The organism is Providencia sp. (assembly GCF_003533305.1).
GTDB lineage: Bacteria > Pseudomonadota > Gammaproteobacteria > Enterobacterales > Enterobacteriaceae > Providencia.
Genome location: NZ_DOEH01000012.1, coordinates 8,133 through 34,780, shown reverse-complemented (window position 1 = coordinate 34,780; position 26,648 = coordinate 8,133). Strand labels below are relative to the sequence as shown.

Here is a 26,648-nt window from a genome sequence, read left to right as displayed (position 1 = left end):
CGTATTGTTGCGATTAATCTTAAAGTGTAAATTATTTCACCGTCACAGAGTGGGTTAAGGATAGAATATACATAGGTCAGTGAATTAAGTGGAAATACATATTTTCTGCGCGTGACTGGCTTGACTGAAAATTAGGGTCTGAGCGGTGCTATCTCTTACTATGCGGCGGCAGGCAATTAGTCTATCGTCGTTTTGTCAAATAGTAAGGGCAACATGGAAATTTTCTTTACCATTCTTATCTTGATCTTAGCAGTCTCTGTTTCCGGTGTGGTGACAAAAGTCATCCCTATCCGTATCCCTCTGCCTTTAATTCAAATTGCTATCGGTGCTTTGCTTGCATGGCCTCAATTCGGGCTGCATGTCACGTTTGATCCCGAACTTTTCATGGTGTTATTAATTCCGCCGTTATTATTCGTTGATGGCTGGAAAACGCCAACGCGTGAGTTTTTCCAAAATGGGCGTGAGATTTTCATTCTTGTACTCGTTTTAGTATTAGTGACTGTAGTGGGAATTGGCTACTTAATTTATTGGTTACTGCCAGGTATTCCATTAGTCGTGGCATTTGCATTAGCGGCGGTTTTATCCCCAACGGATGCGGTGGCATTATCTTCAATTGTGGGCAAAGGACGCATCCCAAAAAGAATGATGAGTGTTCTTGAGGGAGAGGCGTTAATGAATGACGCTTCAGGTCTTGTGGCATTAAAATTTGCCGTTGCCATCGCAATGGGCACCATGGTCTTTAGCGTTTCTGGCGTGACTATTGAATTTTTCATCGTTGCAATCGGTGGTTTGTTATCAGGTATCGCGGTGACTTGGGTGTACAGTAAATCATTACGACTCATGAGCCGTTGGAGTGGTGACGATCCTGCAACGCAAATTGTGTTCATGTTATTGTTACCATTTGCCTCTTATATGATAGCGGAACACATTGGTTTCTCCGGTATTTTAGCCGCAGTGGCGGCGGGTATGACTATCACTAAATCTGGCGTGATGCGTAATGCGCCATTGGCAATGCGTTTGCGTGCCGATAGTGTTTGGGGAATGCTTGAGTTTGTCTTTAACGGTTTAGTCTTCATTATGTTAGGGCTACAGCTGCCGGGTATTTGGGAAACCTCAGTTATTCAAGCCGAGCTTGATCCAAGCGTTGAAACTTGGATGCTCTTTACGGCTGTCATTGTGATTTATTTTGCTCTGTTGCTATTACGTTTTTGTTGGTTATGGTTGATGAAAAAGTTCAGCCATTTATTTTTGAAGAAAAAACCACTACAGTTCGCTAATTATACCTTTCGTGAGCTTTGTTTAGCCTCATTTGCGGGGGTTCGAGGCGCAATTACCTTAGCGGGTGTGCTCTCCATTCCGTTATTTTTAACTGATGGGTCACCGTTCCCTGCGCGTTATCAACTGGTATTCATTGCCGCAGGGGTGATCTTATTATCCATTTTTGCTGGTGTTATTGCACTGCCATTGCTATTGCGTAATTTCAAGGTCGGCGATAAAGAAGCGGACATTAATGAAATACGGATGGCAAAAGCGGCAATGGCAGAAGTGGCGATTGTGAGTTTAAATAAGATGGAAGAACGTTTGTCTGCGGATGTTGAGGAGCAACTCGATTCTGAGGATATTATTGAAGTGGCTTCAAGGGTAACGGGCCATTTACGGCGTCGAACCGCAGGCCAAGATGAAATTGATCGTAATTTACAGATTGAAGAGCTTGAAAGACGCTTTCGATTAACCGCTTTGCGTGCTGAACGTGGTGAATTATACCACTTACGTGCAACACGTAAGATAAGCAATGAAACGTTACAGACATTGTTAATTGATCTCGATTTATTAGAAGCAGTGCTGATCGAAAAAGAGCATTAAGACTAAAAACCGAGTATTCTACTCAACAATTATTGTTTGAGAGATTATTGAAAAAATGTGGTTACTCGTCATTACGACGCTGCTATGGGCAGCGTCTTTTAGCCTAATTGGTGAATATTTAGCAGGGCAGGTTGATAGCTGGTTTTCTGTTTTAATTCGCGTGTCTTTAGCTGCATTGGTTTTCCTTCCATTCCTACGTTGGCGCAATTTCAGTGCTAAAGTCATCATGTTGTATATGCTCGTTGGCGCATGTCAGCTTGGCGTGATGTATCTATTTGTTTTTCATGCTTATCAATACCTTACTGTTGCAGAGTTTTTACTCTTTACCGTTCTCACACCGTTATATGTCACCTTAATTTATGACTTATTGGAACGTCAGCCCTTACGTAAAGGTTATTTATTTAGTTCTCTTTTAGCCGTGATTGGCGCCGCCATTATTCGCTATGATCATCTGAGCGAATCGTTTTGGTTAGGTCTATTATTTGTGCAGTTGGCGAATATCTTTTTTGCTATCGGGCAAGTTGGTTACAAGCGTTTAATGGAAATTCATCCAATACCGCAGCATCAAGCGTTCTCATGGTTTTATCTTGGCGCAACATTGGTTGCACTGATTGGTTGGCTGCTGTTTGGTAATAAATCAATGATGCCGACTACCAATGTGCAGTGGGGAGTATTGTTGTGGCTGGGTGTGGCTGCATCCGGTATGGGTTATTTCATGTGGAATTACGGGGCAACCAAGGTGGATGCCGGAACCCTTGCTATAATGAATAACATGATGGTTCCAGCTGGTTTATTAGTTAACTTTGCTATCTGGCAACAACACCCGGATTGGCTGAGTTTTACCATTGGGTCGAGCCTGATAATTGCGTCTCTATGGGTGCATAGACATTGGATCCTTTCACCGGCTTCACATAAGAAAGATTATCCACGGCGTGCCCAATAGCTGTTTGGGTAAATGCTTCAATAGCTGGCTGACGCTGTTCTCCTTCCCGACATGCAGCGTACAGTCGGCTCCATAAACCACTACCTAAGGTTTTCGTCTTAACCAACCCTTGCTTCTCAAAAGAATCAACGGCCCAATGTGGTAATGCGGCAATACCCATTTTCGCAGCCACCATCTGAATCAAAATCAACGTATTATCGACAGTTTTTACATTAGGTGAAACGCCTGCGGGCTGTAAAAAATGACGCCATACATCAAAACGATGACGCTGTACCGGATAAATCAGTAACGTTTCATCTGCTAAATCATGAGGTTCAATAATCGGTTTTTTGGCTAAAGGGCTCTCGTTTGAAACGACTAACTTCACTTCGTAATCAAACAGCGGAGTATAGTGTAGACCTTGATCTGCAAGGATATCGGATGTCATCACTAAATCTAGCTCTCTTGAAAGTAATTCAGGTTGAGGGTCAAAGGTGACGCCTGATTTAAATTCCACGTTCACTTGAGGCCAAGTTTGTCTGAATTGTTGTAATGCAGGGGTTAACCACTGAATACAACTATGGCACTCAATCGCGATGCGTAAAGCACAAACACCAGGTTCATTACAAACTCGGATGGCATCCCTCACCATGGGTAGCACTTGTTGTGCAAGTTGTAATAACACTTCCCCTTGAGGTGTAAATCGTAATGGCTGGCTTTTACGAACAAATAGCTTAAAGCCTAAACGATGTTCAAGATCGCTAAATTGATGCGATAGAGCAGACTGAGTCTGATGCAAATGCGTAGCCGTAGTGGCTAATGAGCCGTGTTGGCTGAGCGCTTGCAATGTTTTTAAATGTTTTAATTCGATCATGAGAAACCTTCACGGTGACAATGAATAATTTGCGCTTGTGCTTTATACAGTACCTGTTGATTATAGATGTGTAAACATCTAGACGGCTAAATATTTTAAGGGGTCAATATGTCTGTTATAAATCATACACTTGGTTTTCCACGTGTCGGTCTGAAAAGAGAACTAAAACGTGCGCAAGAAGATTATTGGGCAGGCAAGATTGACCAAACTGCTCTTTTAGAAACGGGTTATGCGTTACGTGTTCGCCATTGGCAACAGCAAAAAGATGCTGGCGTTGAGCTACTGCCTGTCGGTGATTTTGCTTGGTACGATCAAGTGTTAACCACCAGCTTGTTACTGGGCAACGTACCACCTCGTCATCAAAATGAAGATGGCTCAATTGATTTAGACACACTGTTTCGAGTGGCGCGTGGTCGCGCTCCAACAGGTAAACCTGCGGCAGCAGGCGAAATGACCAAATGGTTTAATACTAACTATCATTACATTGTGCCTGAATTTCAAAAAGGGCAAAAATTTTCACTGTCTTGGACCCAATTGTTTGATGAAGTGGATGAAGCGCTAGCGTTAGGGCACAAGGTAAAACCTGTATTAATCGGCCCAATTACCTACCTTTGGCTAGGTAAAGTTAAAGGTGAAGCATTCGACCGCTTATCGTTATTGAATGAATTATTACCGGTGTATCAGGAAGTGCTTTCGCGTTTAGCGCAAAAAGGCATTGAATGGGTGCAAATCGATGAGCCAGCACTGGTATTGGATTTACCGACTGAATGGCAACAAGCATATCAACACGCATATCAAGCATTGTCAGGAAAAACCAAATTATTACTGACTACTTATTTTGATGGCATTAGTCATCACCTTGATTTAATTAAGCAACTACCAGTTCAAGGTCTACATGTTGATGTTGTGGGGGGGACGGATGATATTGAAACCCTGCATCAGTCACTTCCTGCTGATTGGGTGCTATCACTCGGCATTATCAATGGTCGCAATGTGTGGAAAGGGGATTTAGGTGAAAAATTCTTGCGCGTTAAGCCACTACTGAGCAAACGTGCATTGTGGATTGGTTCATCTTGCTCATTATTGCACAGTCCAATAGATTTGAATGATGAGACACGTTTAGATGCAGAAGTGAAAAGCTGGTTTGCATTTGCACTGCAAAAATGTGAAGAGCTTGCATTACTGACGAAAGCGCTGAATCAACCAAATGAAACACATATTGCTGAACTTGAACAATACAGCGCACCAATTCGTGCTCGTAAAACATCAACTCGTGTGAATAATGCAGCGGTTACCCAGCGTTTAGCGGCTATTCGTGAAGGAGATGCTGAGCGTAATAGTCCTTATGAAAGTCGTGCCGAACGTCAACGCGCTCGTTTTAATTTACCCTTGTGGCCAACAACAACCATAGGTTCATTCCCTCAAACGAGCGAAATTAGAACGTTACGCCTTGATTTTAAAAAGGGTAATGTCGATAAAACCCATTATCGTACCAATATTAGTGAACATATTAAGCAGGCGATTAAAGAGCAAGAATTACTTGATATCGATGTGTTAGTGCATGGTGAAGCTGAACGTAATGACATGGTTGAGTATTTTGGTGAGCACTTTGATGGTTACGTTTTTACACAAAATGGTTGGGTACAAAGCTATGGTTCCCGCTGTGTAAAACCGCCAGTGATTATTGGTGATATTAGTCGTCCAGAAGCGATTACAGTCGAATGGGCCAAATATGCTCAGTCTCTAACAGAAAAACCAGTCAAGGGCATGCTAACAGGACCTGTGACAATATTATGTTGGTCATTCCCTCGCGAAGATGTTAGCCGTGAAACTATCGCGAAGCAGATTGCATTAGCATTGCGCGATGAAGTGGATGATTTACAAAAAGCGGGTATCGGGATTATCCAAATTGATGAACCTGCATTGCGTGAAGGGTTACCATTGCGCAGAGATGAGTGGGCAGATTATTTGAAATGGGCAGTTGATGCCTTTAAATTAAGTGCAGCGATTGCGCAAGATGATACTCAGATCCACACCCACATGTGTTATTGCGAGTTCAATGACATCATGGATTCAATTGCTGCGCTAGATGCGGATGTGATCACTATCGAAACATCACGTTCAGATATGGATTTGCTGGATGCATTTGAAGATTTCCATTACCCAAATGAAATTGGTCCGGGTGTGTATGATATTCACTCACCAAACGTACCGAGTGTAGAATGGATCGTTGCTTTACTGAGAAAAGCAGAGAAACGTGTTCCTGTCGAACGTTTATGGGTTAACCCAGATTGTGGATTAAAAACCCGTGGCTGGCCAGAAACCCGCCAAGCGCTCGCGAACATGGTTGAAGCAGCGAAAAAATTACGCAGCGAACAATAACAATCAATCGATAAATATCATCAATAGAAGGCAGGGGATTTCCTGCCTTTTTGTTGCAATAAAAACAAAGTCTATAACTTAACCAAATAGCTTAGCTTTAAGCATATCCATACCAACAGAACCGAGATCAACCTCTTCGGGTAAGACACCATTTGGAGTGGCTTTATCAACCAGTTTTGGTAAGTATTTCGCAACTAATTCAGTCGTTTCTTGCGTATCAAGGCCGACGTTCTGAGCCAATTCTTGGATATCTAAATTACCAAAAACTTGCACTAGCTGATTGACATCGATAGGTAAATTCGCATTTTCGCTGATCCATGATGCTATTACGTCATTTAACCCTTGTTGGTTAAACTTATCAATAACGCCATTAAGACCACCTTGCTTTTCAATCCATCCAATAACAGATTGGAACTGCTGCATTTTATCACCGGCGACCATCGTTATTAGTTGTTCGAACAAACCCATTGAAACTCCTTGTTGATAAATTTATCGCCACTACCTCTATGGAATAGGGCATTTTCAAAAAATAAGTAGTCGGTTATTGTCAGCAATTTGAACGAGGCGTCAATCAAAATAAAGTTTTCGCTGCTAACTAAATGTTATATGAAGAGATTTTACCCTGATTGTAGACAAATCAAACGGGCACATTGTGCTTCACATTTTTTATCACACTATTGTGTGAATGATTTTATGATTCATGTTTATGTAATTTATAAATAAAAACAATTAATTACAAATTAATTGGTCGTTTTTTATATTATCTATAATGTGATGATCGTCATGTGTTTGTTAAATTTGTTATGTGAAAATTCACATCAATAACAAAGATTAACAACATCAGGGATCATTATGGGAAATTTCGTTAAGAATGTTGGCGTTATTGGCCTAGGTTCTATGGGGATGGGAATCGCTCAGTCACTCATAAAAAATAATATTCCTACCTATGGATTTGATTTAAACCAAGCTGCTTGCCAAACCTTACTTGATTATGGCGCAAAGGATGTCGGGCAAAATGCGGTGGAATTCGCACAACAGCTCGATGCTGTATTAATGGTTGTAGTTAATGGACGACAAGTTAACGCGATTTTATTTGATGGTGAAAAACCATTGGTTGAAGCTCTTAAACCAGAAACGATCATTGTTTTGCACAGCACATTATCCGCAGAACAAACCAAGCAAATAGCCCGACGTCTTGCAGCTTATCAACTATTACTTGTCGATGCTCCAATATCGGGCGGTGCGATTAAAGCTGCCGATGGCAAATTAACCGTAATGGCATCGGGAGCGCCTGAATTATTTGAACGGCTAACTAAAGTCTTTAATGCAATCTCTGAGCGTTTATACCGTATTGGAGATGATGTGGGCTTAGGTTCGACGGTGAAAACAATTCATCAATTATTAGCTGGCGTTCATATAGCCGTTGCCGCAGAAAGCATGGCTCTGGCCGCTAAAGCGGGTATTAAGCTCGATGTAATGTATGACATTGTTACTCATGCTGCTGGTAATTCATGGATGTTTGAAAACCGTATGCAGCATGTGCTTGAGGGCGATTATACGCCAAAATCATCGGTTGATATTTTTGTTAAAGACCTCGGTTTAGTGATGGAAACGGGCAAGGCACTAAATTTTCCATTACCACTCGCTGCTACCGCTCATCAAATGTTTATTGCGGCAAGTAATGAAGGTTTTGGCCATCAAGACGACAGCGCAGTGATTAAAACCTTTAAAGGTATTTCTTTACCGGAGAATAAAGCATGACTGTGAAATTAGGTGTAATCGCTGATGATTTTACTGGTGCGACAGATATTGCAGGTTTCATGGTACAAAACGGTTGGCGTGTGGTTCAGTTACTAAATGAACCCAATGAAAATACCGTTGTACCACAAGATGTTGATGCCATTGTTATTAGTTTAAAGAGTCGGTCTTGTTCTGCTGATGAAGCTTGTCAGGCTTCAATGAATGCATGTCATTGGTTAAAGCAACAAGCACAGTGCCAGCAAATTTTCTTTAAATATTGCTCGACCTTTGATTCGACCGAAAAAGGCAATATTGGCCCTGTGACTGATGCATTAATGAAGTACTTAAAAACTGATTTAACACTAGTTTGCCCTGCATTGCCTGTTAACGGAAGAACAGTAGTTCATGGTCACTTATTCGTAAATGGTCAGCTTTTAAATGAAAGCGGAATGCAGCACCACCCTGTGACTCCAATGACAGATGCGAATTTATTACGCGTTATGGAGAAACAATCACGAGGTAAAGCAGGATTGATTAAGCTTGCTGATGTTCAGCAAGGTTGTGATGCCATAACCTTGCAACTCACCAGTTTAGCTTTACAAGGTGTTAGTTACGCAGTAATCGACGCTCTCACTATGGATGACTTATTGCCTATTGCTAAAGCGGTTCAAAACATGCCATTGCTCACCGGAGGTTCAGGTTTAGGTGCGGCTTTAGCAAATGTCGACAGCCAGAGCCCATGGGGAAAAGATGCCGGTCATGGTAATAAACCTGCTGCTGTTGGACGAAAAACAGTCATTTTATCCGGTAGTTGTTCTGTTATGACTAATGTTCAAGTTCAAAGTTATCAACAAATTGCGCCAGCGAAAGCACTAGATGTTGGCGAGTGTTTGGATAATCCTCATTACGCGCAGTCATTAGCTAAATGGGTACAAGAACAGCAAGTGACGAGCTTGGCACCGTTGTTATATGCAACACAGCCCCCCGAGTTATTAAAGCAAATTCAACAAAAATATGGCGCATCACAATCAAGTTTGGCCGTGGAAAACGTATTTGGTGAAGTTGTGAAATTATTACAAGCTCAGGGATATAACACTTTTATTATTGCTGGTGGCGAAACTTCAGGGAAAGTTGTGCAGAGCTTAGGAACTGAGCAGTTAAGCATTGGAGCCCCAATTGCACCGGGAGTGCCGTGGGTTCAAGATTTGGCAAGCGGTAACTGGTTGGCACTGAAATCTGGCAATTTCGGTCAGGAGAATTTCTTCCAGTTTGCACAGGAGATGTTTAATGAGTGATGAAAAGGCGTTGCGCCAAGAATTAGCCGACTGGGCAAAGTCGATGTTTAACCGTGGTTATAGTAGCGGTGGTGCAGGAAATATTAGTGCGCGATTAGCGGATGGCAGCATTATTGTCACGCCAACAAACTCAAGCTTTGGTGATTTAGACCCGAATCGATTGAGTAAATTAGATGCACAAGGCAACTGGATAGGTGGTGATAAACCCACAAAAGAAGTTTCGATGCACATGGCAATGTATCTACAACGCCCTGATTGCCAAGCTGTTGTTCATTTACATTCACCTTGGTTGACTGCACTTTCGTGCCTGCCGGGGTTAGATAGCACTAACTGTTTACCTCCGATTACACCTTATTATGTGATGCGGGTGGGTAAATTACCGTTGATTGAATATTTACCCCCAGGGGATGACCGGATTGGTGAAGAAATTGCCCGATTAGCGCCAAATCATAACGCGGTATTGTTATCAAATCATGGTCCAGTGGTTGGTGGTAAAACACTCAGGCAAGCTTTTTTCAATGCGGAAGAGCTAGAAGATACCGCACGTTTATATATCACGCTGCGGCCACATGGCTTCACTACATTAACGCAAGAGCAAGTTCAAGAGCTCGAAAGTCGTTATCCACAGAAATGAGGAGCAAGAGATGGCTAAATTTGCAGCAAATCTCAGCATGATGTTTAACGAAGTACCGTTTATACAACGTTTTGAGCGTGCAGCTCAGGCCGGCTTTAGTGGGGTTGAGTATCTTTTTCCTTATGAAGAAGATGCCGATTCGATTGCGTTCGAATTACAAAAACATCATTTAACTCAGGTCTTATTTAATATGCCTGCGGGAAATTGGACTGCGGGTGAGCGTGGTATGGCATCAATTCCTGGGCGTGAAGATGAATTTGCGCAAGGGGTATTCACCGCCCTGAAATATGCGAATGCCTTAGGATGTAAGCAGGTTCATGCCATGGCTGGCAAGGTGGATACGAAATTCACTGCTGAACAACAAAAGGCCTGTTTTATTAAAAACATTCAGTATGCCGCCGATGTGATGGCACCGCATGGCATTCGAGTACTTATTGAGCCTATCAATACGCGTGATATGCCTGGTTATTTTCTGACAACACAAAAACAAGCTGAAGCGCTATTACCACTTATTGATCGCAAAAATGTTTTTATTCAATTGGATTTGTATCACTGCCAGATCATGGAAGGTGATTTAGTGAAAACAATTGAGCGTTTATGGGGTAAATTTAGTCATATTCAGATTGCTTCAGTTCCAGAACGCCACGAACCCGACAGCGGTGAAGTTAACTTTCCATGGATTTTCAAGAAATTAGATGAAATGGGTTATGAAGGTTGGCTTGGATGTGAATATCATCCAGCAGGTTGTACGGAAGCGGGCTTGGACTGGTTAAAACAAGCTCAGTCATAAATCGGAGAACCTATGATCCCTTCAGAGCGTCGTGATTTTATTTATCGTTACGTACATGAGTACCAAACTGTGTCTATTAATGACCTAGTTGATTTAATGAATGTATCTCATATGACGGTGCGACGTGATATTCGCATGTTAGAAGAGGAAGGGAAGGTTGTCGGGATTAGTGGTGGTGTTCGGTTGAATGACGTGTTACGCCAAGAATTACCTTGGAGTGAAAAGGCGCGCCTTCATCACCGTAGTAAGCGTGAAATAGGTCAGTTTGCGAATTCGTTGGTTGAAGATGGGCAAGTTATTTATCTCGATGCAGGTACCACAACATTTGAGATTGCCCGCGTGCTGGGTGAACGTTTTAACTTAACGATCGTGACAAATGATTTTTCTATCATGCAGTATTTGATGAATAAATCACAACTCAATTTGTACCACACAGGTGGTCAGGTTGATAAACGCAATCATTCATGTGTTGGTAATACCGCCGCCATGATGTTGCAAACACTCAATGTTGATGTAGCTTTTATCAGTACCAGTTCATGGGACTTGCTCCATGGTGTTTCAACACCCCATGAAGAAAAAGTTCAAATAAAACAGACATTACTCGATGTAGCTCGGCGCTGCGTGTTGGTCTCTGACAGCAGCAAATTTGGCAAATATGGCATGTTCCGTGTTTGCCCTTTGAATCAATTGCACGACATTATCTGTGATGATCAGTTACCAAGTGATGCAGTGCAGCGGATAACAGAACAAAACATAAAACTTCATTTAATCAAAACATAAAAACATCTTACCTAGAAGCGAATAGCCTGCAATAGGTTATTTCAGGAGAATTACAATGAAAGTTATTATTACCGGTGGCGCTGGCTTTTTAGGCCAGCAGCTAGCCACTGCTTTGCTTAAAAATCGTCAGGGCTTAAATTTTAAACAACTTATTTTAGCGGATATTCAATGCCCTACATCACCTATTGAAGATTCGAGAGTGAGTTGTGTTGCTTTAGATTTAACGCAACAAGGCGCTGCAGATACGCTAATTGATGCGCAAACAGACGTTATATTTCACCTAGCAGCTATCGTCAGTAGCCATGCAGAAAGCGATTTCGATTTAGGCATGAAAGTGAATTTTGAATCCACTCGCCAATTATTGGAAGCCGTAAAAGCTAAAAATTCAGCCATAAAATTCATTTTCACTAGCTCACTTGCGGTATTTGGTGGCCAATTACCGGATGTCATCACCGACCTGTGCGTAGTTAATCCACAGTCTTCTTATGGCGCACAAAAAGCTATGTGTGAATTGATGGTTAACGACTATTCACGTAAAGGTTTCGTTGATGGCCGCGTCATGCGCTTGCCAACAATCAGCATTCGTCCTGGGGTACCCAATAAAGCGGCTTCATCATTTGCTAGCGGTATTATTCGCGAGCCATTAAATGGAATCGAAAGTGTTTGCCCAGTTTCACCTGATCTTGCGTTATGGCTATCTAGCCCTGAAACAGTAGTCAGCAATTTCATTCATGCGGTGAATGTACCGGCTGAGAAATTTGGTCAATCACGTATTGTTAATTTACCGGGTATTACGGTCACTGTGCAGGAAATGATTGATTCATTACGTGATGTTGCAGGACAAGAAACCGTCAATCTTATTCGTTTTGAGCCTGATGATGCGATTAACCGCATTGTCGCTAGTTGGCCAGGAAAATTTGATATTAGCCGTGCATTGAACTTAGGTTTTCGTGCCGATGGCTCATTTAGTGATGCGATTCATTCGTTTATCACTCATCACGGCCGCGCCAAGTAGGAGATAAACGATGTCCTATATTCCTGTTATTGGTCTTGCTGTAGCCATTTTTGTACTAATTTTTTTAGTATTAAGAACTCGTGTTCATGCGCTATTAGCCATGCTTATTGCTGCCACTATTGCCGGTATTTCTGGTGGTTTAACAGCAGCAGAAACTGTGACTATTATTACCAAGGGATTTGGTTCAACACTCGGTAGCATTGGTATTGTTATCGGGCTTGGGGTCATGATGGGAAGGGTGCTCGAAGTTTCGGGCGCAGCTGAACGGATAGCATTTAGTTTTATTAAATGGTTAGGTAACAAACGTGAAGAATGGGCACTGGCAATTACCGGCTATATTGTCAGTATTCCAATCTTTGTTGATTCTGCTTTCGTTATCTTATATCCATTAGCAAAAGCGCTCGCAAAAAATGGCAAGCGCAACTTGTTAACGCTTGGTGTTGCCTTAGCGGGTGGGTTAGTTGTAACGCATCACTCCGTTCCACCAACACCAGGTCCTTTGGGTGTTGCAGGTATTTTTGGCGTTGATATTGGTGCGATGATCTTAGCGGGTATGGCACTGGCTGTGCCTTGTGTTATCGGTATCGTTTTATATGCAAAATGGTTAGCAGTTAAATATCCTGAATTTGTCCCTGCTGATTTAGAAAGCGGTGATTTACATGATATCCATGCGCGTTATATGGAAGAGAAAGCCAATAAACCGCTACCAAGCCTATTTTTATCTTTATTGCCAATAGCTACTCCGATCTTGTTGATCTTTATTAATGCTATCAATGGATTATTACTAAAGATAGACACATTCCTAGGGATGAATGACAATTGGTACTTTCAAACATTTGAATTTCTAGGTGCGCCTATCATCGCGCTGTCTATTAGTGTGCTGATTTCAGTTTACACATTGATGCCAAAATCGACGAAAGAAGAAGTTATCGATCGCATGGAAGAAGGTTTGCAAGCGGCGGGTATCATTTTGTTAGTCACCGGTGCGGGTGGGGCGTTAGGGGCGGTATTACGTGATAGTGGAACTGGTAATATCTTAGCGGGGCATGTGGCAAGCTTGCCAATTACACCCGTTTTAATTCCTTTTATTATCGCGACGTTAGTACGTTTAATTCAAGGTTCCGGTACTGTCGCAATGATCACCGCTGCATCAATTTCAGCGCCAATCATTAGTCAGATACCTGATATTAACTTATTGGTTGCGGCGCAAGCGGCAACAATGGGGTCTCTGTTCTTCGGTTACTTTAACGACAGCCTTTATTGGGTTGTGAACAGAATGATGGGGATTAAGGACGTTAAACAACAGATTATGGTTTGGTCTATTCCAACAACAATCGCTTGGATGATAGGCCTTGTTGGTGTTCTGATCCTCGATGTAATTCTCTGATAGTAAATAGTTTTTTATTTATGCCACTAATTAAAAGTGCCTTTATTGGCACTTTTTTCAATTATTATTCACATTCAACTATACTGAACGCATCCTTATAGCAATATTACTGCGTTAATGTGATGTGGATCTCATTTTAATGAAATCAATATGATTATGAATTCATTAAAGTAGATATTGGTCACTAAATATGTGTATGTTTATCGCTATATTAGTAAGAATTAATCAATTTAATGATGTCATTGAGTCAAGGAGTTTGATATGTCCGACGTTTTCCACTTAGGTTTAAAGAAAAGTGACTTACAGGGTGCAACTGTTGCGATTGTTCCTGGAGACCCTAACCGTGTTGAAAAAATAGCACGTCTAATGGATAACCCTGTACATCTTGCGTCATTACGTGAGTTTACCTCTTGGCGTGGTGAGTTAGATGGCAAGGCTGTCATCGTCTGCTCAACCGGTATTGGTGGCCCATCAACATCAATCGCAGTTGAAGAGTTAGCTCAGCTCGGTATTCGTACCTTCCTACGTATTGGTACAACTGGTGCAATTCAAGAAAATATCAATGTAGGTGATGTATTAGTCACAACAGGTGCTGTACGTTTAGATGGCGCTAGTCAACATTTTGCCCCGATCGAGTATCCTGCTGTTGCTGATTTTACATGTACTAACGCACTGTATGCTGCTGCGAAAGACGCTGGTGCGACAGTTCATGTTGGTGTAACGGCATCTTCAGATACTTTCTACCCAGGCCAAGAGCGCTATGATACCTACAGTGGCCGTGTAATGCGTCACTTTAGAGGCTCAATGAAAGAGTGGCAAGATATGGGCGTAATGAACTATGAAATGGAATCAGCAACGCTGTTAACCATGTGTTCAAGCCAAGGTTTACGTGCTGGTATGGTTGCAGGTGTTATTGTTAACCGTACTCAACAAGAAATCCCTAACGAAACATTATTGAAAAAAACAGAAGGCAATGTACTTAGCATTGTGGTTGAAGCCGCTCGCCGCCTGCTGTAATTCCGCATTTACTGGCCCACTTACGTATTTCGCTCGGTTGTGAATACAGTGTAGGTGGGCTTAGTTACTTTTTTGTTCACCACTTCTGTTCATCATTTATTACAATCTACTGTAAATTGCAGGTAGTTTTCTTATTCATTTAATCAATCAATCTGTTATTGTCTTATAACAACTATTAATATTTCGAGCCCAACATCATTCAAGCAGCAGGCAAGTGCTAAGTCATGTTATCCCGATAAATGCAGAAAAATATGCAGATAAAGGAACTCAAGCGATGTCTACATCCCTGTAACTTGAGGTATGGTGGGTATAAAAGGGATAATTATGTCAACAACACCTTATCTTCATCCTTCGGTTCTCCCTTTAAAGGGTGGGATCAATTTTCGCGACTTGGGCGGAAAAAAATTATCAAATGGTAATAAAATAAAAGCGGGAAAGCTTTTTAGGTCAGGTGCTTTAGACCGTTTAACATCAGAAGATCAACATATTTTACAATCCCAAAATTTATTTCAAATTTTAGATTATCGTGATGACGCTGAAATTCGTGATAAACCAGATTTAGTGTGGGATGGTGCGCATTATGTCCATGCCCCCGCAAATCCATTAGCAAAAGAAGTCAGTGCAAACTTAGACAAGCTCACGCCAGAGATTTTAGACCAATTCGATCCCCAAGCTTTCATGTTTCGTTTATATGAACTGTTGCCATTGAATAACCCCGCTTATCATCAACTTGTTAATATGCTAAAACAACCTGAAAAAGGCGGAATAGTACAGCATTGCGCTGTGGGTAAAGATAGAACGGGTGTCGGCTCAGCGTTAGTTCTATTTGCACTCGGCGCAGATTTAGATACGGTAATGGAAGATTATTTACTGACTAACGAAACGCTTGCACCATTTCGTAAAATTTTATTAGAAGAACATGCACAAAGAATGAGTGACAGCATATTGAAGAAATTTGAGTATGTTTACTCAGTGCGGGAAGATTTCTTACAGACTGCGTTAAAAAGCATCGAGACGCACTATGGTAATGTCGATAAATGGTTAGAAAAAGATTTTGGTCTTGATAATAAAGGTCGTGACCTGCTGCAAAATCATTTCCTCGAATAGCAATATATTCAAGCTGCAATGAAACCACATTTATTACTCGTTCGTTGCAGCTTGATTTATTTGAATGTCATACTCTAAATAGTGAACTCACGAATTAACTCATGATAGGGGATTTCCTTGACTCTCAATGAAATAGTCACGATTGTGACAGATTTTACTCGTGAACATGAAATATGGGCTCTGCCTATCATTTTCTTTCTCGCATTTGGTGAATCACTCGCTTTCTTATCTTTGTTGTTACCGGCAACCGTTATTTTATTGGCGCTAGGCGCTCTGATTGGTGAAAGTGGCATTGTATTTTGGCCATTATGGCTAGCGGCGGCATTAGGCGCGTTTTTTGGCGATTGGCTTTCATATTGGTTCGGTTTTCACTACAAAGATAATGTCCGTAAAATGTGGCCTATTTCTCGCAACCCGCAAATGATAGATAAAGGGCAACGCTTCTTTGATCGTTGGGGAATTTGGGGCGTATTCTTCGGCCGTTTCTTTGGTCCTTTCCGTGCTGTTGTTCCTTTAGTGGCGGGAATTTGTGTGATGCCACAACGTTATTTTCAATTAGCTAATATTACTTCTGCGATGGTTTGGGCATTCGGTATCCTTGCTCCGGGAGCCCTAGGTTTACATTGGTTTGCAAGTTGGTTTGGTTAAGCTGCGAAGCTGCTCGCAAAATATGGGTGGCAAGTCAAATTACCTCTGGACACTTATACAGTATCCCATTACCTTACACTAGGCTTTGTAAAGTAAGGATTTAACTTGTGGATACCTCTCTTTTGTATGCGGTTATTGGCGTTCTAAGCGGTATTTTAATTGGCGGCTTGGCTGCTTGGCTTTCTATTGCACAAAAAATAACGCAAAAAGATCAGGAACTGCAAAATGCTAACCGTCAGATGGCGGTGAGTGATGAAAAAATAATTCATTTAGCGCAATGGAAAGAAGAGTATGACCGGCTAGATCAAGAGCTAAGAACACAGCGAGATATTAATCGTGAGCAAGAAGCTGAATTAAGAGAAGCGATTACGCGTTTTGAGCAAAATCAGTTAGCTAATGAAGAAAAACAGCGTATTTTACAAAATAGTGAACAGCGGCTGACAACGCAATTTGAAAATTTAGCTAATCGCATTTTCGAACAAAATGAACGACGTGCTTCAGAGCAACAGCACAAAAGTTTATTACAGATGTTATCTCCATTTCGTGAACAACTAGATGGTTTTCGTCAACAAGTTCAACAAAGTTTTGGTGAAGAAGCCAAAGAACGTCATACGTTAACTTATGAAATTAGGCAGCTTCAACAGCTTAATAACCTCATGACCAAAGAGGCAGTTAACTTAACTCGCGCACTAAAAGGTGACAATAAAATACAAGGTAATTGGGGAGAAACAATTTTAACCCGTATCTTGGAAGTTTCCGGCTTGCGTGAAGGCAGTGAATTTGAAACCCAAGTGAGTATCAATACAGGCTATAATAGCCGCTATCAACCCGATGTTATTATTCATTTGCCTGAAGGCAAAGATGTTGTTGTTGATGCAAAGATGTCGCTGGTGTCTTATGAACATTATTTTAATAATGAAGACCCTCATGAGCAGCAACAGGCACTTAAAAATCATGTCGCCTCAATTCGTAACCACATGCGTTCATTGAGTCGAAAGGATTATCATCAACTGCCGGGTGTGCGTTCGCTGGATTATGTGCTCATGTTTATCCCCATCGAGCCCGCGTACTTACTTGCGTTAAAAGAGGCGCCCGAATTACTTGATGAAGGTATAAAACAGAATATCATGTTAGTTTGCCCTTCTACTTTGTTAGTGGCAGTGCGCACAATTAACAATATATGGCGTTATGAACGCCAAGGTCAAAATGCACAAGAAATAGCAGAAAAAGCAGCGAAAATGTACGATAAGCTGCGTTTGTTTGTAGATGACATGCAGGTTTTAGGCTCCAGTCTTGATAAAGCGAATATTACTTACCAGTCAGCGATGAAACGTCTTGCACAAGGGCGAGGAAATTTAATCAGTCAGGCGGAAAGTTTTAAAGCGTTAGGGGTAGAAATAAAACAACCTATCGAGCCACAATTAGTTGAGAAGTCAGATCAATCGAATTGTGCGCAATCATAGACTTCTGGTAGGGTTTTACCTTAAAGGCTGTTACACTTCTTATAAAAGATTGAATGATAAGCAGGCATAAAAGAAATGACTGAACCAACTAAAGAAACCATTGATTTCGGTTTCCGTACTGTAGGCAAAGATGATAAAGCTGGCCTCGTAGCGAATGTTTTTCACTCTGTAGCATCAAAATATGACTTGATGAATGATCTCATGTCTTTTGGTATTCATCGTATTTGGAAACGTTTTACCATCGAAGCAAGTGGTGTTCGCCGTAATCAACGTGTTCTTGATCTTGCTGGTGGAACGGGTGACTTAACTGCTAAATTCTCTCGATTAGTGGGTGAAAAAGGCGAAGTCGTTCTGGCTGATATCAACGATTCCATGTTGAAAATGGGCCGCGAAAAATTGCGTGACCTAGGTATTGTGGGTAATGTTAATTATGTTCAAGCTAATGCTGAAGAACTCCCATTCCCAGACAACTATTTTGATTGCATCACAATTTCTTTTGGTCTGCGTAATGTGACTGACAAAGATAAAGCGCTACGTTCAATGTATCGAGTATTGAAACCAGGCGGACGTTTATTAGTGCTTGAGTTTTCCAAACCGATTCTCGAGCCTTTGAATAAAGCTTATGATGCTTATTCATTCCATATTTTACCTCGTATTGGTCAGGCGATTGTCAGTGATGCCGAAAGTTATCGTTATCTTGCTGAATCTATTCGTATGCATCCAGACCAAGAAACACTGAAAGCTATGATGGAAAATGCAGGGCTGGAGCAAGTTTCTTATAACAATATGACGGGTGGAATTGTCGCACTCCATAAAGGGTTTAAATTCTAAGATGGAAGCACCATCAGCAAACACCAAAAATCAAAATACAGTTTTGTATTCTTTGATGACAGCATTGATGGAAACCTCGCTTAATCATATGCTATTTAAGGAAACCGTCTTGAGACCCGCCAGAATGCGTTTGGCGGGTAAAGTCATGTCGATTGAGTTAAAAGAACTCAATAAAACAATCACATTAATTTTTGCAGAAAATCATGTGGATGTTTTAAGCCAATGGGCTGAGCCTGCCGACTGTACGATCAAAACATCATTGTTTACCTTAATTAAATTAAAAGATAAGCAGCAACTTTCTCTGTTAATTAACCGTGGTGATATCGTTATTGAAGGGGATATGCAGATTGTTCAGCATTGGTCCTCTTTATTAGATTTAGCTATTTGGAATCCAGCTCATTATTTATCTCCTTATATCGGTGATGTAGCGGCTGAAGGGCTCAGTAAGGTATTACATAAAGGCGCCAGTCTGGCTTCTCATTTAGTTAAACGCCAAAAAATTTATATTAAAGATACGCTTATTGAAGAATGGAAAATGGCACCTAGCCAATTAGAGCTCGCTTATTTTAGTGATGAAGTGGAGCAAATTTCAGGTTCTATGAGTGAATTAGAGCAAAGATTGCGTCAATTGGAGGAGAGTAATGACACCCGGTGAGATAAAACGTCTTTACCTTATTATTCGGGTTTTCCTCTCTTACGGATTAGATGAGTTAATCCCTAAAATAAAGCTTACACTGCCTTTAAGAATTGGTCGTTTAGGCTTTTTTTGGATTAAAAATAAGCATAAAGACAAAGATATTGGCGAAAGACTTCGTCTCGCATTGCAAGAGCTTGGTCCTGTTTGGATTAAATTCGGTCAAATGCTCTCAACTCGCCGTGACTTGTTCCCGCCTACGATTGCGGACCAACTATCATTACTACAAGATAAGGTCGCAAGCTTTGATGGAAAGCTCGCTCGTGGCTACATAGAAAAATCGCTAGGCGGTCCTTTAGAACAGTGGTTTGATGATTTTGATGAGCAAGCACTCGCGTCTGCTTCTATTGCGCAAGTGCATACGGCGGTTTTGAAAGAAAATGGTAAAAATGTCGTACTAAAAGTTATTCGTCCAGATATTTTGCCTATCATCAAAGCCGATATTAAGCTGATGTACCGCATTGCGAATTGGGTGCCTTTACTGCCTGATGGGCGTCGTTTACGTCCTAAAGAGGTCGTCCGCGAATACGAAAAAACATTGATCGATGAACTTAATCTTTTACGTGAGTCAGCCAATGCTATTCAGCTCAAACGTAACTTTGAAAATAGCTCAATGTTATATATTCCTGAGGTTTATGCGGATTATTGCCGTGAAAATGTCATGGTGATGGAGCGGATCTACGGTATTCCTGTTTCTGATGTGGCAGCGCTTAACGCTCAGGGTACCAACATGAAACTTTTGGCTGAGAGAGGCGTAAAAGTTTTCTTCACTCAAGTGTTTCGTGATAGCTTCTTTCACGCAGACATGCATCCCGGTAATATTTTTGTTAGTTACGAACACCCTGAAGATCCTCTCTATATCGGTATTGACTGCGGTATTATGGGCTCGCTTAATAAAGAAGATAAGCGTTATTTAGCCGGAAACTTTATTGCTTTCTTTAACCGTGATTATCGTAAAGTTGCTGAATTACACGTTGATTCAGGTTGGGTTCCGCCAGATACAAATGTTGAAGATTTTGAATTTGCTATTCGCACTGTCTGTGAGCCTATTTTCGAAAAGCCATTAGCTGAAATTTCATTTGGGCACGTTTTGTTGAATTTATTTAATACGGCGCGCCGCTTTAATATGGAAGTTCAACCTCAGTTGGTTCTCTTGCAGAAAACCTTGCTTTATGTTGAAGGTCTAGGCCGCCAGTTATACCCACAGCTTGATTTATGGAAAACCGCTAAGCCCTTTTTAGAAGATTGGGTTCATAGTCAAGTCGGTCTACCTGCAATCACTCGGGCCTTAAAAGAAAAAGCGCCTTATTGGGCCGAAAAAATGCCGGAAATTCCCGATCTTATTTATGGGGCGTTAAAACAGCATAAATTTTTACAGTCCAATATTGACCAGTTAGCACTACAGTTAAAGGGGCAGCGTAGTAAGCAACGTAAATCCCAATATCTTTTAGGAATAGGTGCCACATTCATTCTTTGCGGTAGTTTATTCTTTATTTCAGACTTAACTCGAATTGCTATAGTGTTTATGGCTGCCGGAGCGTTATCGTGGCTAATAGGTTGGTGTAAGTCAGGGGATAACTAAGTAAACTTTGTTTTGTGACAAGTTTATAAAGCTGTAAAGATTTCCGTATTTAGAACAGGTTGTATATAATAGAACTAATAACAATTTGGTCTCAAAACTATAGAGGTATTAACAATGGAATCAACTATTGCAATGGCTGCATTCGGTAGTCCTTGGCAGCTTATTATTATTGCTCTGCTTATTGTTCTAATTTTCGGTACTAAAAAATTGCGTTCACTAGGTTCTGATTTAGGTGAGTCACTCAAAGGATTTAAAAAAGCGATGAGTGATGATGAAGCTGCTAAAGCAAAAGAAGAGCAAGAAAAGCAAGACGCTGATTTTGCAACTAAAAATATTACTGAGCAACAGACTACTGAGAAAAAAGATAGTCCGGTTGAGAGCAAAAATAAAGAGCAGGGATAATCCGTGTTTGACATAGGCTTCACTGAACTACTGCTCGTTGCAGTTATTGGTCTTGTTGTATTAGGCCCTGAGCGTTTACCTGTGGCAGTAAGAACTGTCGCTGGGTGGATCCGTGCAATGCGTTCAATGGCTGCCAACGTACAAAACGAGCTATCGCAAGAGCTAAAATTACAAGAGTTACAAGAAACTCTGAAAAAAGTTGAGGAGAAAGCGGGTATGGAAGCTCTTTCTCCTGAGCTAAAACAATCGATGGATGAATTACGTCAGGCTGCTCAATCGTTAAAAAGTGGTTATCAAGCAACAACGAATAATATCGAAGATGAATTGCATAAAGCAAAAGAGATAACCGAAAGCTACGATACAGCGGTGAAGGATGCTTCAGCTACTGGCCATTCATCGCAAGTATTAGAGTCTGATCCCGATCCAGAACACGCCGCTAAAATGGCTTCTGTCGTTGAAGAGCCAACAGCCGACCCTTCTAAAGTTGGTGAGTTGAGAGATCTTACGACGCATGAAAATACCCTACAGCGCGATGCTAAAGTAACAAACTCCAATCAAACTGAAAGTGAAAAATAACCCATGGCTGTAAATGATACACAACCACTTATTAGCCACCTGATTGAACTTAGGAAACGGCTACTAAATTGTTTGATTACGGTTTTAATCGTATTTGCAGCATTGGCTTATTTTTCAAATGATATTTATCGGCTTGTTGCAGCCCCTTTGATTGATAAGTTACCCGTCGGTTCTCAAATGAGTGCGACAGATGTAGCATCTACGTTTTTTACTCCAATCAAGCTAACAATGATGGTATCAGTGTTCGTTTCGATACCGGTTATTCTTTATCAAATTTGGGCATTTATTGCGCCTGCGTTATATAAACATGAGCGTAGATTAATGTCACCGCTACTTATTTCAAGTAGTTTACTTTTTTATCTTGGAATGGCATTCGCTTATTTTGTTGTGTTTCCACTCGCATTTGGTTTTTTTGTTAAAACGACGCCAGAGAGTGTTAACTTCATTCCTGATATTAGTAAATATCTCAGTTTTGTCATGACGCTATTTATGGCATTTGGTGCAGCTTTTGAGGTACCGATTGCGATTATCTTGTTATGTTGGACAGGTGTTACAACGCCCGCATCACTTAAACGCAAACGCCCATATATACTCGTTGGCGCATTTATCGTGGGAATGTTCTTGACGCCACCAGATGTGCTTTCACAGACACTACTTGCGGTTCCTATGTATCTACTCTTTGAACTCGGTGTTTTGCTATCGAATTTTTACGTTGGTAAAAATAGAAGAAAACGCGGGGATGATGAAGAGGAAGAAGAAGGATCTGAGAGTTCTTAAAATAGCACTCTCATCAACGATACCTGCAAGAAGCTCATTTGATTAAATGGGCTTTTTGCTTATTAGGTATAAGTTTATTTGCCGCTAAAGTTCTTTCTTAAATTGCGTATTATCCATAATTTTGGCAACGCTCTTATTTAATATGTTGAGCAACAAAATAGAGCGAGACTCACCATTAGGTTCATCAAATATCGCTTTAACACCAGTAAAAGCACCTTCAGTGATAACCACACTATCCCCATGATTTGGAATATCGAGTGCAATTGAATGTGCTATCGGTTCTTGTTGTAATAATTCAATAATTTCCTCGGGAACTTCAGTAGGTAGTAGACCAAATCGAACAAAGTGGCTCACTCCACGTGTGGATTGAATCGTTGTAGTATGTATTTCATTATGATCGAACTTAACGAATAGGTAGTTTGGAAAAAGTGCCTCGATTACGTTTGTTCGCTTACCTCTAACCATTTTTTCCATTTCAGTCATCGGTGTCATACAGATGACATTCTGCCTATTCAAATTATCGATAGCTCTATCGATTTGACCGCGTTTGCAATAAAGCAGATACCATTTTTCCATTTTTTGAATTCCATCCAACAAAATTATGCTTATGATAGCAAATTAACGCATAACAATGTGACTAATGAACACTAGCGCAATATGATTACATACCTATAAGTATAGACTAATTCAAAGTTTACCTAAGTTGGGTTAAATAATATAGACACTTGTTATCTAGGAGAAATAATGGATATTTTTTTATTGAGTAATGGCAAACTTCCTGGCAACCCAGTATGGTTAAGCTATGCATTACCACGTATCAAAGAGATGATAGCACGCAAGGAAATTAAGAGCGCAGTATTAGTTCCTTATGCTGTTTTACGTGGTTCCCATGACGAAAGAGCAGACCAATTGACTGAAGCGCTTGGCATTAAAGTGACTTCGATTGAAAACTTCTCAAGTCCTGTTGAAGCTATTGAGCAAGCAGAATGTATTCTGGTGAGCGGTGGTAATACTTGGTGGTTAAATAAATGCTTGCATGAGAATGGTTTGATTGTTGCTATCCAACGCGCTGTAAGAGAGCGTGGTGTTCCTTATATTGGATGGAGTGCCGGTTGTAACGTTGCGACACCAAGCATTCGTACAACGAATGACATGCCTGTTAGCAATGCCGCTATTATGCCATCTCTGGGACTATTTCCATTGCAAATTAACCCTCATTATATTGATGCTAATATTTCAGGGCATATGGGTGAAACTCGTGATGAAAGGTTACAAGAATTTTGTGTGATTAATCCTCATGAAGTTGTTGTCGCGCTAAGGGAAGGCAGTGGATTACAAATTAAAGGTAATGAACTTCATTACTTTAGTGGTAAAGGAGAAGGTTTTAAATTATTCCAACACAATAAGACGTTCCCTGAGCAATTAGATACGTTATCATTAAAAAAATTAGTGCCTTTTGATTGCCAGTAAAATGGTATATTTCGCCAGAAAAGAGATTGTTTTTTTAACACGTTAGATAGTAACTTGTAACCTTGGTCGGGGGTCTTATAATGAGACTCCCCCTGTAATTGTAAAAGAAGATAATGAAATACCGTGACCTTAGAGATTTTATCGCGCAGCTTGAAAAGCAAGGCGAACTAAAACGTATTACGATGGAAGTTGATCCTTATCTTGAAATGACTGAGATCGCCGATCGCACACTAAGAGCGGGGGGACCGGCCTTATTATTCGAAAACCCTAAAGGTTACAATATGCCTGTATTGTGTAACCTATTTGGCACTACAAAACGTGTGGCTATGGGCATGGGGCAAGAAGATATCAAAGCGCTCCATGATGTCGGAAAATTACTCGCTTTTCTAAAAGAACCTGATCCTCCGAAAGGTTTCCGTGATCTGATTGATAAACTACCTAAATTCAAACAAGTGCTGAATATGCCAGCGAAACGCTTAAGTTCAGCACCTTGTCAGGAACAAATTTGGGTAGGCGACGATGTTGACCTTACTAAAATACCAGTGATGCACTGCTGGCCAGAAGATGCGGCTCCTCTTATCACTTGGGGATTAACCGTGACCAAAGGGCCCCATAAAGAAAGGCAAAATTTAGGTATTTATCGGCAACAAGTGCTGGGTAAAAATAAATTAATCATGCGTTGGCTTTCTCATCGTGGCGGCGCTTTAGATTTCCAAGAGTGGTGCCAACAACATCCAGGTGAAAAATTCCCTGTGGCTGTCGCACTAGGTGCTGATCCTGCAACGATTTTAGCGGCAGTGACGCCAGTTCCTGATACCTTGTCTGAATATGCATTTGCAGGTTTGTTGCGTGGCAATAAAACGGAAGTGGTAAAATGTATTTCTAATGATCTTGAAGTTCCAGCAGGTGCTGAAATTATACTCGAAGGTTATATAGAACAGGGGGAGATGGCGCCAGAAGGACCTTATGGCGACCATACGGGATACTATAATGAAATTGATAATTTTCCTGTATTCACTGTAACGCATGTAACCCAGCGTCGTGATGCTATTTATCATTCAACTTACACTGGTAGGCCACCAGATGAACCGGCAGTGCTAGGTGAAGCATTAAATGAAGTGTTAGTGCCTATTTTACAAAAGCAATTTCCCGAAATTGTTGATTTTTATTTACCACCAGAAGGATGTTCATACCGTCTTGCTGTGGTCACAATGAAAAAACAGTATGCAGGACATGCAAAACGGGTAATGATGGGGGTTTGGTCTTATCTACGTCAGTTTATGTACACTAAATTTGTTATCGTCTGTGATGATGATATCAATGCGCGCGACTGGAAAGATGTTATCTGGGCAATAACCACCAGAATGGATCCCGCTCGTGATACGATTATGATGGAAAATACGCCTATCGATTATCTTGATTTTGCGTCACCTGTTTCAGGATTAGGATCGAAAATGGGGCTGGATGCGACAAATAAATGGCCAGGAGAAACTGACCGTGAGTGGGGTCGTCCGATAGTCATGACAGAAAGTGTGAAGTCTCGTATTGATGACATTTGGCAACAATTGAACATTTTTGAGAAATAAGAGGAAACCATGGCAACTTTGAGCTGCAAAGTCACATCTGTCGAATCGATCACGGATACAGTTTATCGGGTTATTTTGTTGCCAGATGGTCCTTTTCATTTTAAAGCAGGCCAATATTTAATGGTCGTGATGGATGAAAGAGATAAACGGCCTTTTTCAATGGCTTCCACTCCAGCAAATAAAGAATCAATCGAGTTACATATAGGTGCTTCAGATATAAATCTTTATGCCATGGCGGTAATGGATCGAATCTTAGATCAAAAACGTATTGATATTGATATTCCTCACGGAAAGGCATGGTTTAGAGAAAATAGCCAAAATGCGATGATTTTAGTTGCTGGTGGAACAGGATTTTCCTATACCCATTCAGTTCTACTCGCCGCGTTGGCAGAAAATCCATCTCGTGATATTACATTCTATTGGGGTGGCCGCCAGTTAGAGCATTTATATGATCTCGGTGAGTTACAAGCGCTTTGCGAAGGCTACCCTAATCTAAAAATTGTTCCTATTGTTGAGCAGCCTGATGAGTTATGGCGTGGTAGAACAGGAACAGTTCTTAGCGCAGTACTCGAAGATTTTGGTGATTTATCCACCCATGATATTTATATCGCAGGGCGTTTTGAAATGGCTAAAATAGCAAGGGATCGTTTTTGCAGTGAGCGAGGGGCTAAGGCGGAGCAGTTGTTTGGTGATGCTTACGAATTCATTTAATCCGTCATATTTCAAGTTGTAGGGTTGTTGGCTGCATTCAGCCCCTTGGGTCACATACTTGTGTATGCTCCCCAAGATATCTTCATTTGCCGCCTACCTACA

Annotated in this window: 26 protein-coding genes; 23 read left to right on the top strand and 3 right to left on the bottom strand. The window is 41.1% G+C overall.

Going from position 1 to position 26,648, the window contains the following annotated elements:
- Positions 1 to 213 precede the first annotated feature (213 nt).
- Both DD649_RS05775 and DD649_RS05770 read left to right on the top strand, forming a co-directional pair.
- Positions 214 to 1,863, top strand: coding sequence for a Na+/H+ antiporter (locus DD649_RS05775; RefSeq protein ID WP_294104566.1), 1,650 nt, complete (start codon positions 214 to 216; stop codon positions 1,861 to 1,863).
- 55 nt (positions 1,864 to 1,918) lie between these two features.
- On the top strand, positions 1,919 to 2,806 hold the full coding sequence (locus DD649_RS05770; RefSeq protein WP_294104564.1) for a carboxylate/amino acid/amine transporter: 888 nt from the start codon (positions 1,919 to 1,921) through the stop codon (positions 2,804 to 2,806).
- Here DD649_RS05770 and metR read toward each other — a convergent pair.
- A complete protein-coding gene (metR, locus tag DD649_RS05765; RefSeq protein WP_294104562.1) occupies positions 2,703 to 3,659 on the bottom strand; it encodes an HTH-type transcriptional regulator MetR in 957 nt (318 codons plus the stop codon). The two genes, DD649_RS05770 and metR, sit on opposite strands and share 104 nt — an antisense overlap.
- A gap of 108 nt (positions 3,660 to 3,767) precedes the next feature.
- On the opposite strand from metR, the gene metE reads away from it, so the two are divergent.
- Positions 3,768 to 6,041 (top strand): 5-methyltetrahydropteroyltriglutamate--homocysteine S-methyltransferase, encoded by a 2,274-nt coding sequence (metE, locus tag DD649_RS05760; RefSeq protein ID WP_294104560.1) that lies wholly within the window; start codon positions 3,768 to 3,770, stop codon positions 6,039 to 6,041.
- Between the two features lie 78 nt (positions 6,042 to 6,119).
- On the opposite strand, the gene DD649_RS05755 is transcribed toward metE, so the two are convergent.
- A complete protein-coding gene (locus tag DD649_RS05755; protein WP_294104558.1) occupies positions 6,120 to 6,509 on the bottom strand; it encodes a YidB family protein in 390 nt (129 codons plus the stop codon).
- A gap of 384 nt (positions 6,510 to 6,893) precedes the next feature.
- Here DD649_RS05755 and ltnD point away from each other — a divergent pair, with 384 nt between their 5' ends.
- The 17 genes from ltnD (at position 6,894) to tatC (ending at position 22,779) form a co-directional block, all read left to right on the top strand.
- A complete protein-coding gene (gene ltnD, locus DD649_RS05750; RefSeq protein WP_336429487.1) occupies positions 6,894 to 7,802 on the top strand; it encodes an L-threonate dehydrogenase in 909 nt (302 codons plus the stop codon).
- The gene (otnK, locus tag DD649_RS05745) at positions 7,799 to 9,076 is read left to right on the top strand and encodes a 3-oxo-tetronate kinase (protein ID WP_336429485.1); all 1,278 of its coding nucleotides are present in this window, start codon (positions 7,799 to 7,801) and stop codon (positions 9,074 to 9,076) included. The genes ltnD and otnK overlap by 4 nt, the downstream gene beginning before the upstream one ends.
- Positions 9,069 to 9,710 (top strand): aldolase, encoded by a 642-nt coding sequence (locus DD649_RS05740; protein WP_336429483.1) that lies wholly within the window; start codon positions 9,069 to 9,071, stop codon positions 9,708 to 9,710. Before otnK ends, DD649_RS05740 begins: the two co-directional genes overlap by 8 nt.
- Before the next feature lie 10 nt (positions 9,711 to 9,720).
- A complete protein-coding gene (gene otnI, locus DD649_RS05735; RefSeq protein WP_294104549.1) occupies positions 9,721 to 10,500 on the top strand; it encodes a 2-oxo-tetronate isomerase in 780 nt (259 codons plus the stop codon).
- Positions 10,501 to 10,512: 12 nt separating this feature from the next.
- Positions 10,513 to 11,280, top strand: a complete 768-nt coding sequence (locus DD649_RS05730) for a DeoR/GlpR family DNA-binding transcription regulator (RefSeq protein ID WP_294104547.1) — start codon at positions 10,513 to 10,515, stop codon at positions 11,278 to 11,280.
- Positions 11,281 to 11,335: 55 nt separating this feature from the next.
- The gene (denD, locus tag DD649_RS05725) at positions 11,336 to 12,295 is read left to right on the top strand and encodes a D-erythronate dehydrogenase (protein ID WP_294104545.1); all 960 of its coding nucleotides are present in this window, start codon (positions 11,336 to 11,338) and stop codon (positions 12,293 to 12,295) included.
- A 10-nt stretch (positions 12,296 to 12,305) separates the two neighbouring features.
- Positions 12,306 to 13,682, top strand: coding sequence for a gluconate:H+ symporter (locus DD649_RS05720; protein ID WP_336429478.1), 1,377 nt, complete (start codon positions 12,306 to 12,308; stop codon positions 13,680 to 13,682).
- Between the two features lie 261 nt (positions 13,683 to 13,943).
- Complete coding sequence (gene udp / locus DD649_RS05715; protein WP_294104541.1) at positions 13,944 to 14,699, top strand: uridine phosphorylase; 756 nt, start codon at positions 13,944 to 13,946, stop codon at positions 14,697 to 14,699.
- 324 nt (positions 14,700 to 15,023) lie between these two features.
- The gene (locus tag DD649_RS05710; protein WP_294104539.1) at positions 15,024 to 15,806 is read left to right on the top strand and encodes a tyrosine-protein phosphatase; all 783 of its coding nucleotides are present in this window, start codon (positions 15,024 to 15,026) and stop codon (positions 15,804 to 15,806) included.
- Between the two features lie 117 nt (positions 15,807 to 15,923).
- A complete protein-coding gene (locus DD649_RS05705) occupies positions 15,924 to 16,454 on the top strand; it encodes a DedA family protein (protein WP_294104537.1) in 531 nt (176 codons plus the stop codon).
- Between the two features lie 107 nt (positions 16,455 to 16,561).
- Positions 16,562 to 17,917, top strand: coding sequence for a DNA recombination protein RmuC (gene rmuC / locus DD649_RS05700; RefSeq protein WP_294104535.1), 1,356 nt, complete (start codon positions 16,562 to 16,564; stop codon positions 17,915 to 17,917).
- A gap of 75 nt (positions 17,918 to 17,992) precedes the next feature.
- On the top strand, positions 17,993 to 18,748 hold the full coding sequence (gene ubiE, locus DD649_RS05695; protein WP_294104532.1) for a bifunctional demethylmenaquinone methyltransferase/2-methoxy-6-polyprenyl-1,4-benzoquinol methylase UbiE: 756 nt from the start codon (positions 17,993 to 17,995) through the stop codon (positions 18,746 to 18,748).
- A 1-nt stretch (position 18,749) separates the two neighbouring features.
- Complete coding sequence (locus DD649_RS05690; RefSeq protein WP_336429474.1) at positions 18,750 to 19,403, top strand: SCP2 sterol-binding domain-containing protein; 654 nt, start codon at positions 18,750 to 18,752, stop codon at positions 19,401 to 19,403.
- Positions 19,390 to 21,024: a ubiquinone biosynthesis regulatory protein kinase UbiB gene (ubiB, locus tag DD649_RS05685; protein WP_294104529.1), complete on the top strand. Its 1,635-nt coding sequence runs from the start codon at positions 19,390 to 19,392 to the stop codon at positions 21,022 to 21,024. The genes DD649_RS05690 and ubiB overlap by 14 nt, the downstream gene beginning before the upstream one ends.
- 114 nt (positions 21,025 to 21,138) lie before the next feature.
- Positions 21,139 to 21,426, top strand: a complete 288-nt coding sequence (gene tatA, locus DD649_RS05680) for a twin-arginine translocase TatA/TatE family subunit (protein WP_294104527.1) — start codon at positions 21,139 to 21,141, stop codon at positions 21,424 to 21,426.
- A gap of 3 nt (positions 21,427 to 21,429) precedes the next feature.
- Positions 21,430 to 22,002 (top strand): Sec-independent protein translocase protein TatB, encoded by a 573-nt coding sequence (gene tatB, locus DD649_RS05675; protein ID WP_294104525.1) that lies wholly within the window; start codon positions 21,430 to 21,432, stop codon positions 22,000 to 22,002.
- A gap of 3 nt (positions 22,003 to 22,005) precedes the next feature.
- On the top strand, positions 22,006 to 22,779 hold the full coding sequence (tatC, locus tag DD649_RS05670; protein ID WP_294104524.1) for a Sec-independent protein translocase subunit TatC: 774 nt from the start codon (positions 22,006 to 22,008) through the stop codon (positions 22,777 to 22,779).
- An 84-nt stretch (positions 22,780 to 22,863) separates the two neighbouring features.
- Here tatC and rfaH read toward each other — a convergent pair whose 3' ends face one another.
- Positions 22,864 to 23,355 carry a transcription/translation regulatory transformer protein RfaH gene (gene rfaH, locus DD649_RS05665; RefSeq protein WP_294104522.1) on the bottom strand — a complete coding sequence of 164 codons (492 nt, stop codon included), beginning with the start codon at positions 23,353 to 23,355 and terminating at the stop codon, positions 22,864 to 22,866.
- A gap of 168 nt (positions 23,356 to 23,523) precedes the next feature.
- Between rfaH and pepE the strand changes: the two genes are divergently transcribed.
- The 3 genes from pepE to fre all read left to right on the top strand — a co-directional run bounded on the left by pepE (position 23,524) and on the right by fre (position 26,546).
- Positions 23,524 to 24,249: a dipeptidase PepE gene (gene pepE, locus DD649_RS05660; protein WP_294104520.1), complete on the top strand. Its 726-nt coding sequence runs from the start codon at positions 23,524 to 23,526 to the stop codon at positions 24,247 to 24,249.
- A 113-nt stretch (positions 24,250 to 24,362) separates the two neighbouring features.
- The gene (ubiD, locus tag DD649_RS05655) at positions 24,363 to 25,835 is read left to right on the top strand and encodes a 4-hydroxy-3-polyprenylbenzoate decarboxylase (RefSeq protein ID WP_294104518.1); all 1,473 of its coding nucleotides are present in this window, start codon (positions 24,363 to 24,365) and stop codon (positions 25,833 to 25,835) included.
- A 9-nt stretch (positions 25,836 to 25,844) separates the two neighbouring features.
- Complete coding sequence (fre, locus tag DD649_RS05650; protein WP_294104516.1) at positions 25,845 to 26,546, top strand: NAD(P)H-flavin reductase; 702 nt, start codon at positions 25,845 to 25,847, stop codon at positions 26,544 to 26,546.
- Positions 26,547 to 26,648 lie beyond the last annotated feature (102 nt).

Bases quoted from the DNA above. Each gene is read 5' to 3' on its own strand.
- DD649_RS05770 (WP_294104564.1), top strand. From the start codon at position 1,919: ATGTGGTTACTCGTCATTACGACGCTGCTATGGGCAGCGTCTTTTAGC.
- denD (WP_294104545.1), top strand. From the start codon at position 11,336: ATGAAAGTTATTATTACCGGTGGCGCTGGCTTTTTAGGCCAGCAGCTA.
- DD649_RS05720 (WP_336429478.1), top strand. From the start codon at position 12,306: ATGTCCTATATTCCTGTTATTGGTCTTGCTGTAGCCATTTTTGTACTA.
- DD649_RS05775 (WP_294104566.1), top strand. From the start codon at position 214: ATGGAAATTTTCTTTACCATTCTTATCTTGATCTTAGCAGTCTCTGTT.
- udp (WP_294104541.1), top strand. From the start codon at position 13,944: ATGTCCGACGTTTTCCACTTAGGTTTAAAGAAAAGTGACTTACAGGGT.
- DD649_RS05690 (WP_336429474.1), top strand. From the start codon at position 18,750: ATGGAAGCACCATCAGCAAACACCAAAAATCAAAATACAGTTTTGTAT.
- metR (WP_294104562.1), bottom strand. From the start codon at position 3,659: ATGATCGAATTAAAACATTTAAAAACATTGCAAGCGCTCAGCCAACAC.
- ubiD (WP_294104518.1), top strand. From the start codon at position 24,363: ATGAAATACCGTGACCTTAGAGATTTTATCGCGCAGCTTGAAAAGCAA.
- tatA (WP_294104527.1), top strand. From the start codon at position 21,139: ATGGAATCAACTATTGCAATGGCTGCATTCGGTAGTCCTTGGCAGCTT.
- pepE (WP_294104520.1), top strand. From the start codon at position 23,524: ATGGATATTTTTTTATTGAGTAATGGCAAACTTCCTGGCAACCCAGTA.
- ubiB (WP_294104529.1), top strand. From the start codon at position 19,390: ATGACACCCGGTGAGATAAAACGTCTTTACCTTATTATTCGGGTTTTC.
- DD649_RS05755 (WP_294104558.1), bottom strand. From the start codon at position 6,509: ATGGGTTTGTTCGAACAACTAATAACGATGGTCGCCGGTGATAAAATG.
- tatC (WP_294104524.1), top strand. From the start codon at position 22,006: ATGGCTGTAAATGATACACAACCACTTATTAGCCACCTGATTGAACTT.
- DD649_RS05740 (WP_336429483.1), top strand. From the start codon at position 9,069: ATGAGTGATGAAAAGGCGTTGCGCCAAGAATTAGCCGACTGGGCAAAG.
- ltnD (WP_336429487.1), top strand. From the start codon at position 6,894: ATGGGAAATTTCGTTAAGAATGTTGGCGTTATTGGCCTAGGTTCTATG.
- ubiE (WP_294104532.1), top strand. From the start codon at position 17,993: ATGACTGAACCAACTAAAGAAACCATTGATTTCGGTTTCCGTACTGTA.
- rfaH (WP_294104522.1), bottom strand. From the start codon at position 23,355: ATGGAAAAATGGTATCTGCTTTATTGCAAACGCGGTCAAATCGATAGA.
- DD649_RS05730 (WP_294104547.1), top strand. From the start codon at position 10,513: ATGATCCCTTCAGAGCGTCGTGATTTTATTTATCGTTACGTACATGAG.
- otnK (WP_336429485.1), top strand. From the start codon at position 7,799: ATGACTGTGAAATTAGGTGTAATCGCTGATGATTTTACTGGTGCGACA.
- fre (WP_294104516.1), top strand. From the start codon at position 25,845: ATGGCAACTTTGAGCTGCAAAGTCACATCTGTCGAATCGATCACGGAT.
- otnI (WP_294104549.1), top strand. From the start codon at position 9,721: ATGGCTAAATTTGCAGCAAATCTCAGCATGATGTTTAACGAAGTACCG.
- metE (WP_294104560.1), top strand. From the start codon at position 3,768: ATGTCTGTTATAAATCATACACTTGGTTTTCCACGTGTCGGTCTGAAA.
- DD649_RS05710 (WP_294104539.1), top strand. From the start codon at position 15,024: ATGTCAACAACACCTTATCTTCATCCTTCGGTTCTCCCTTTAAAGGGT.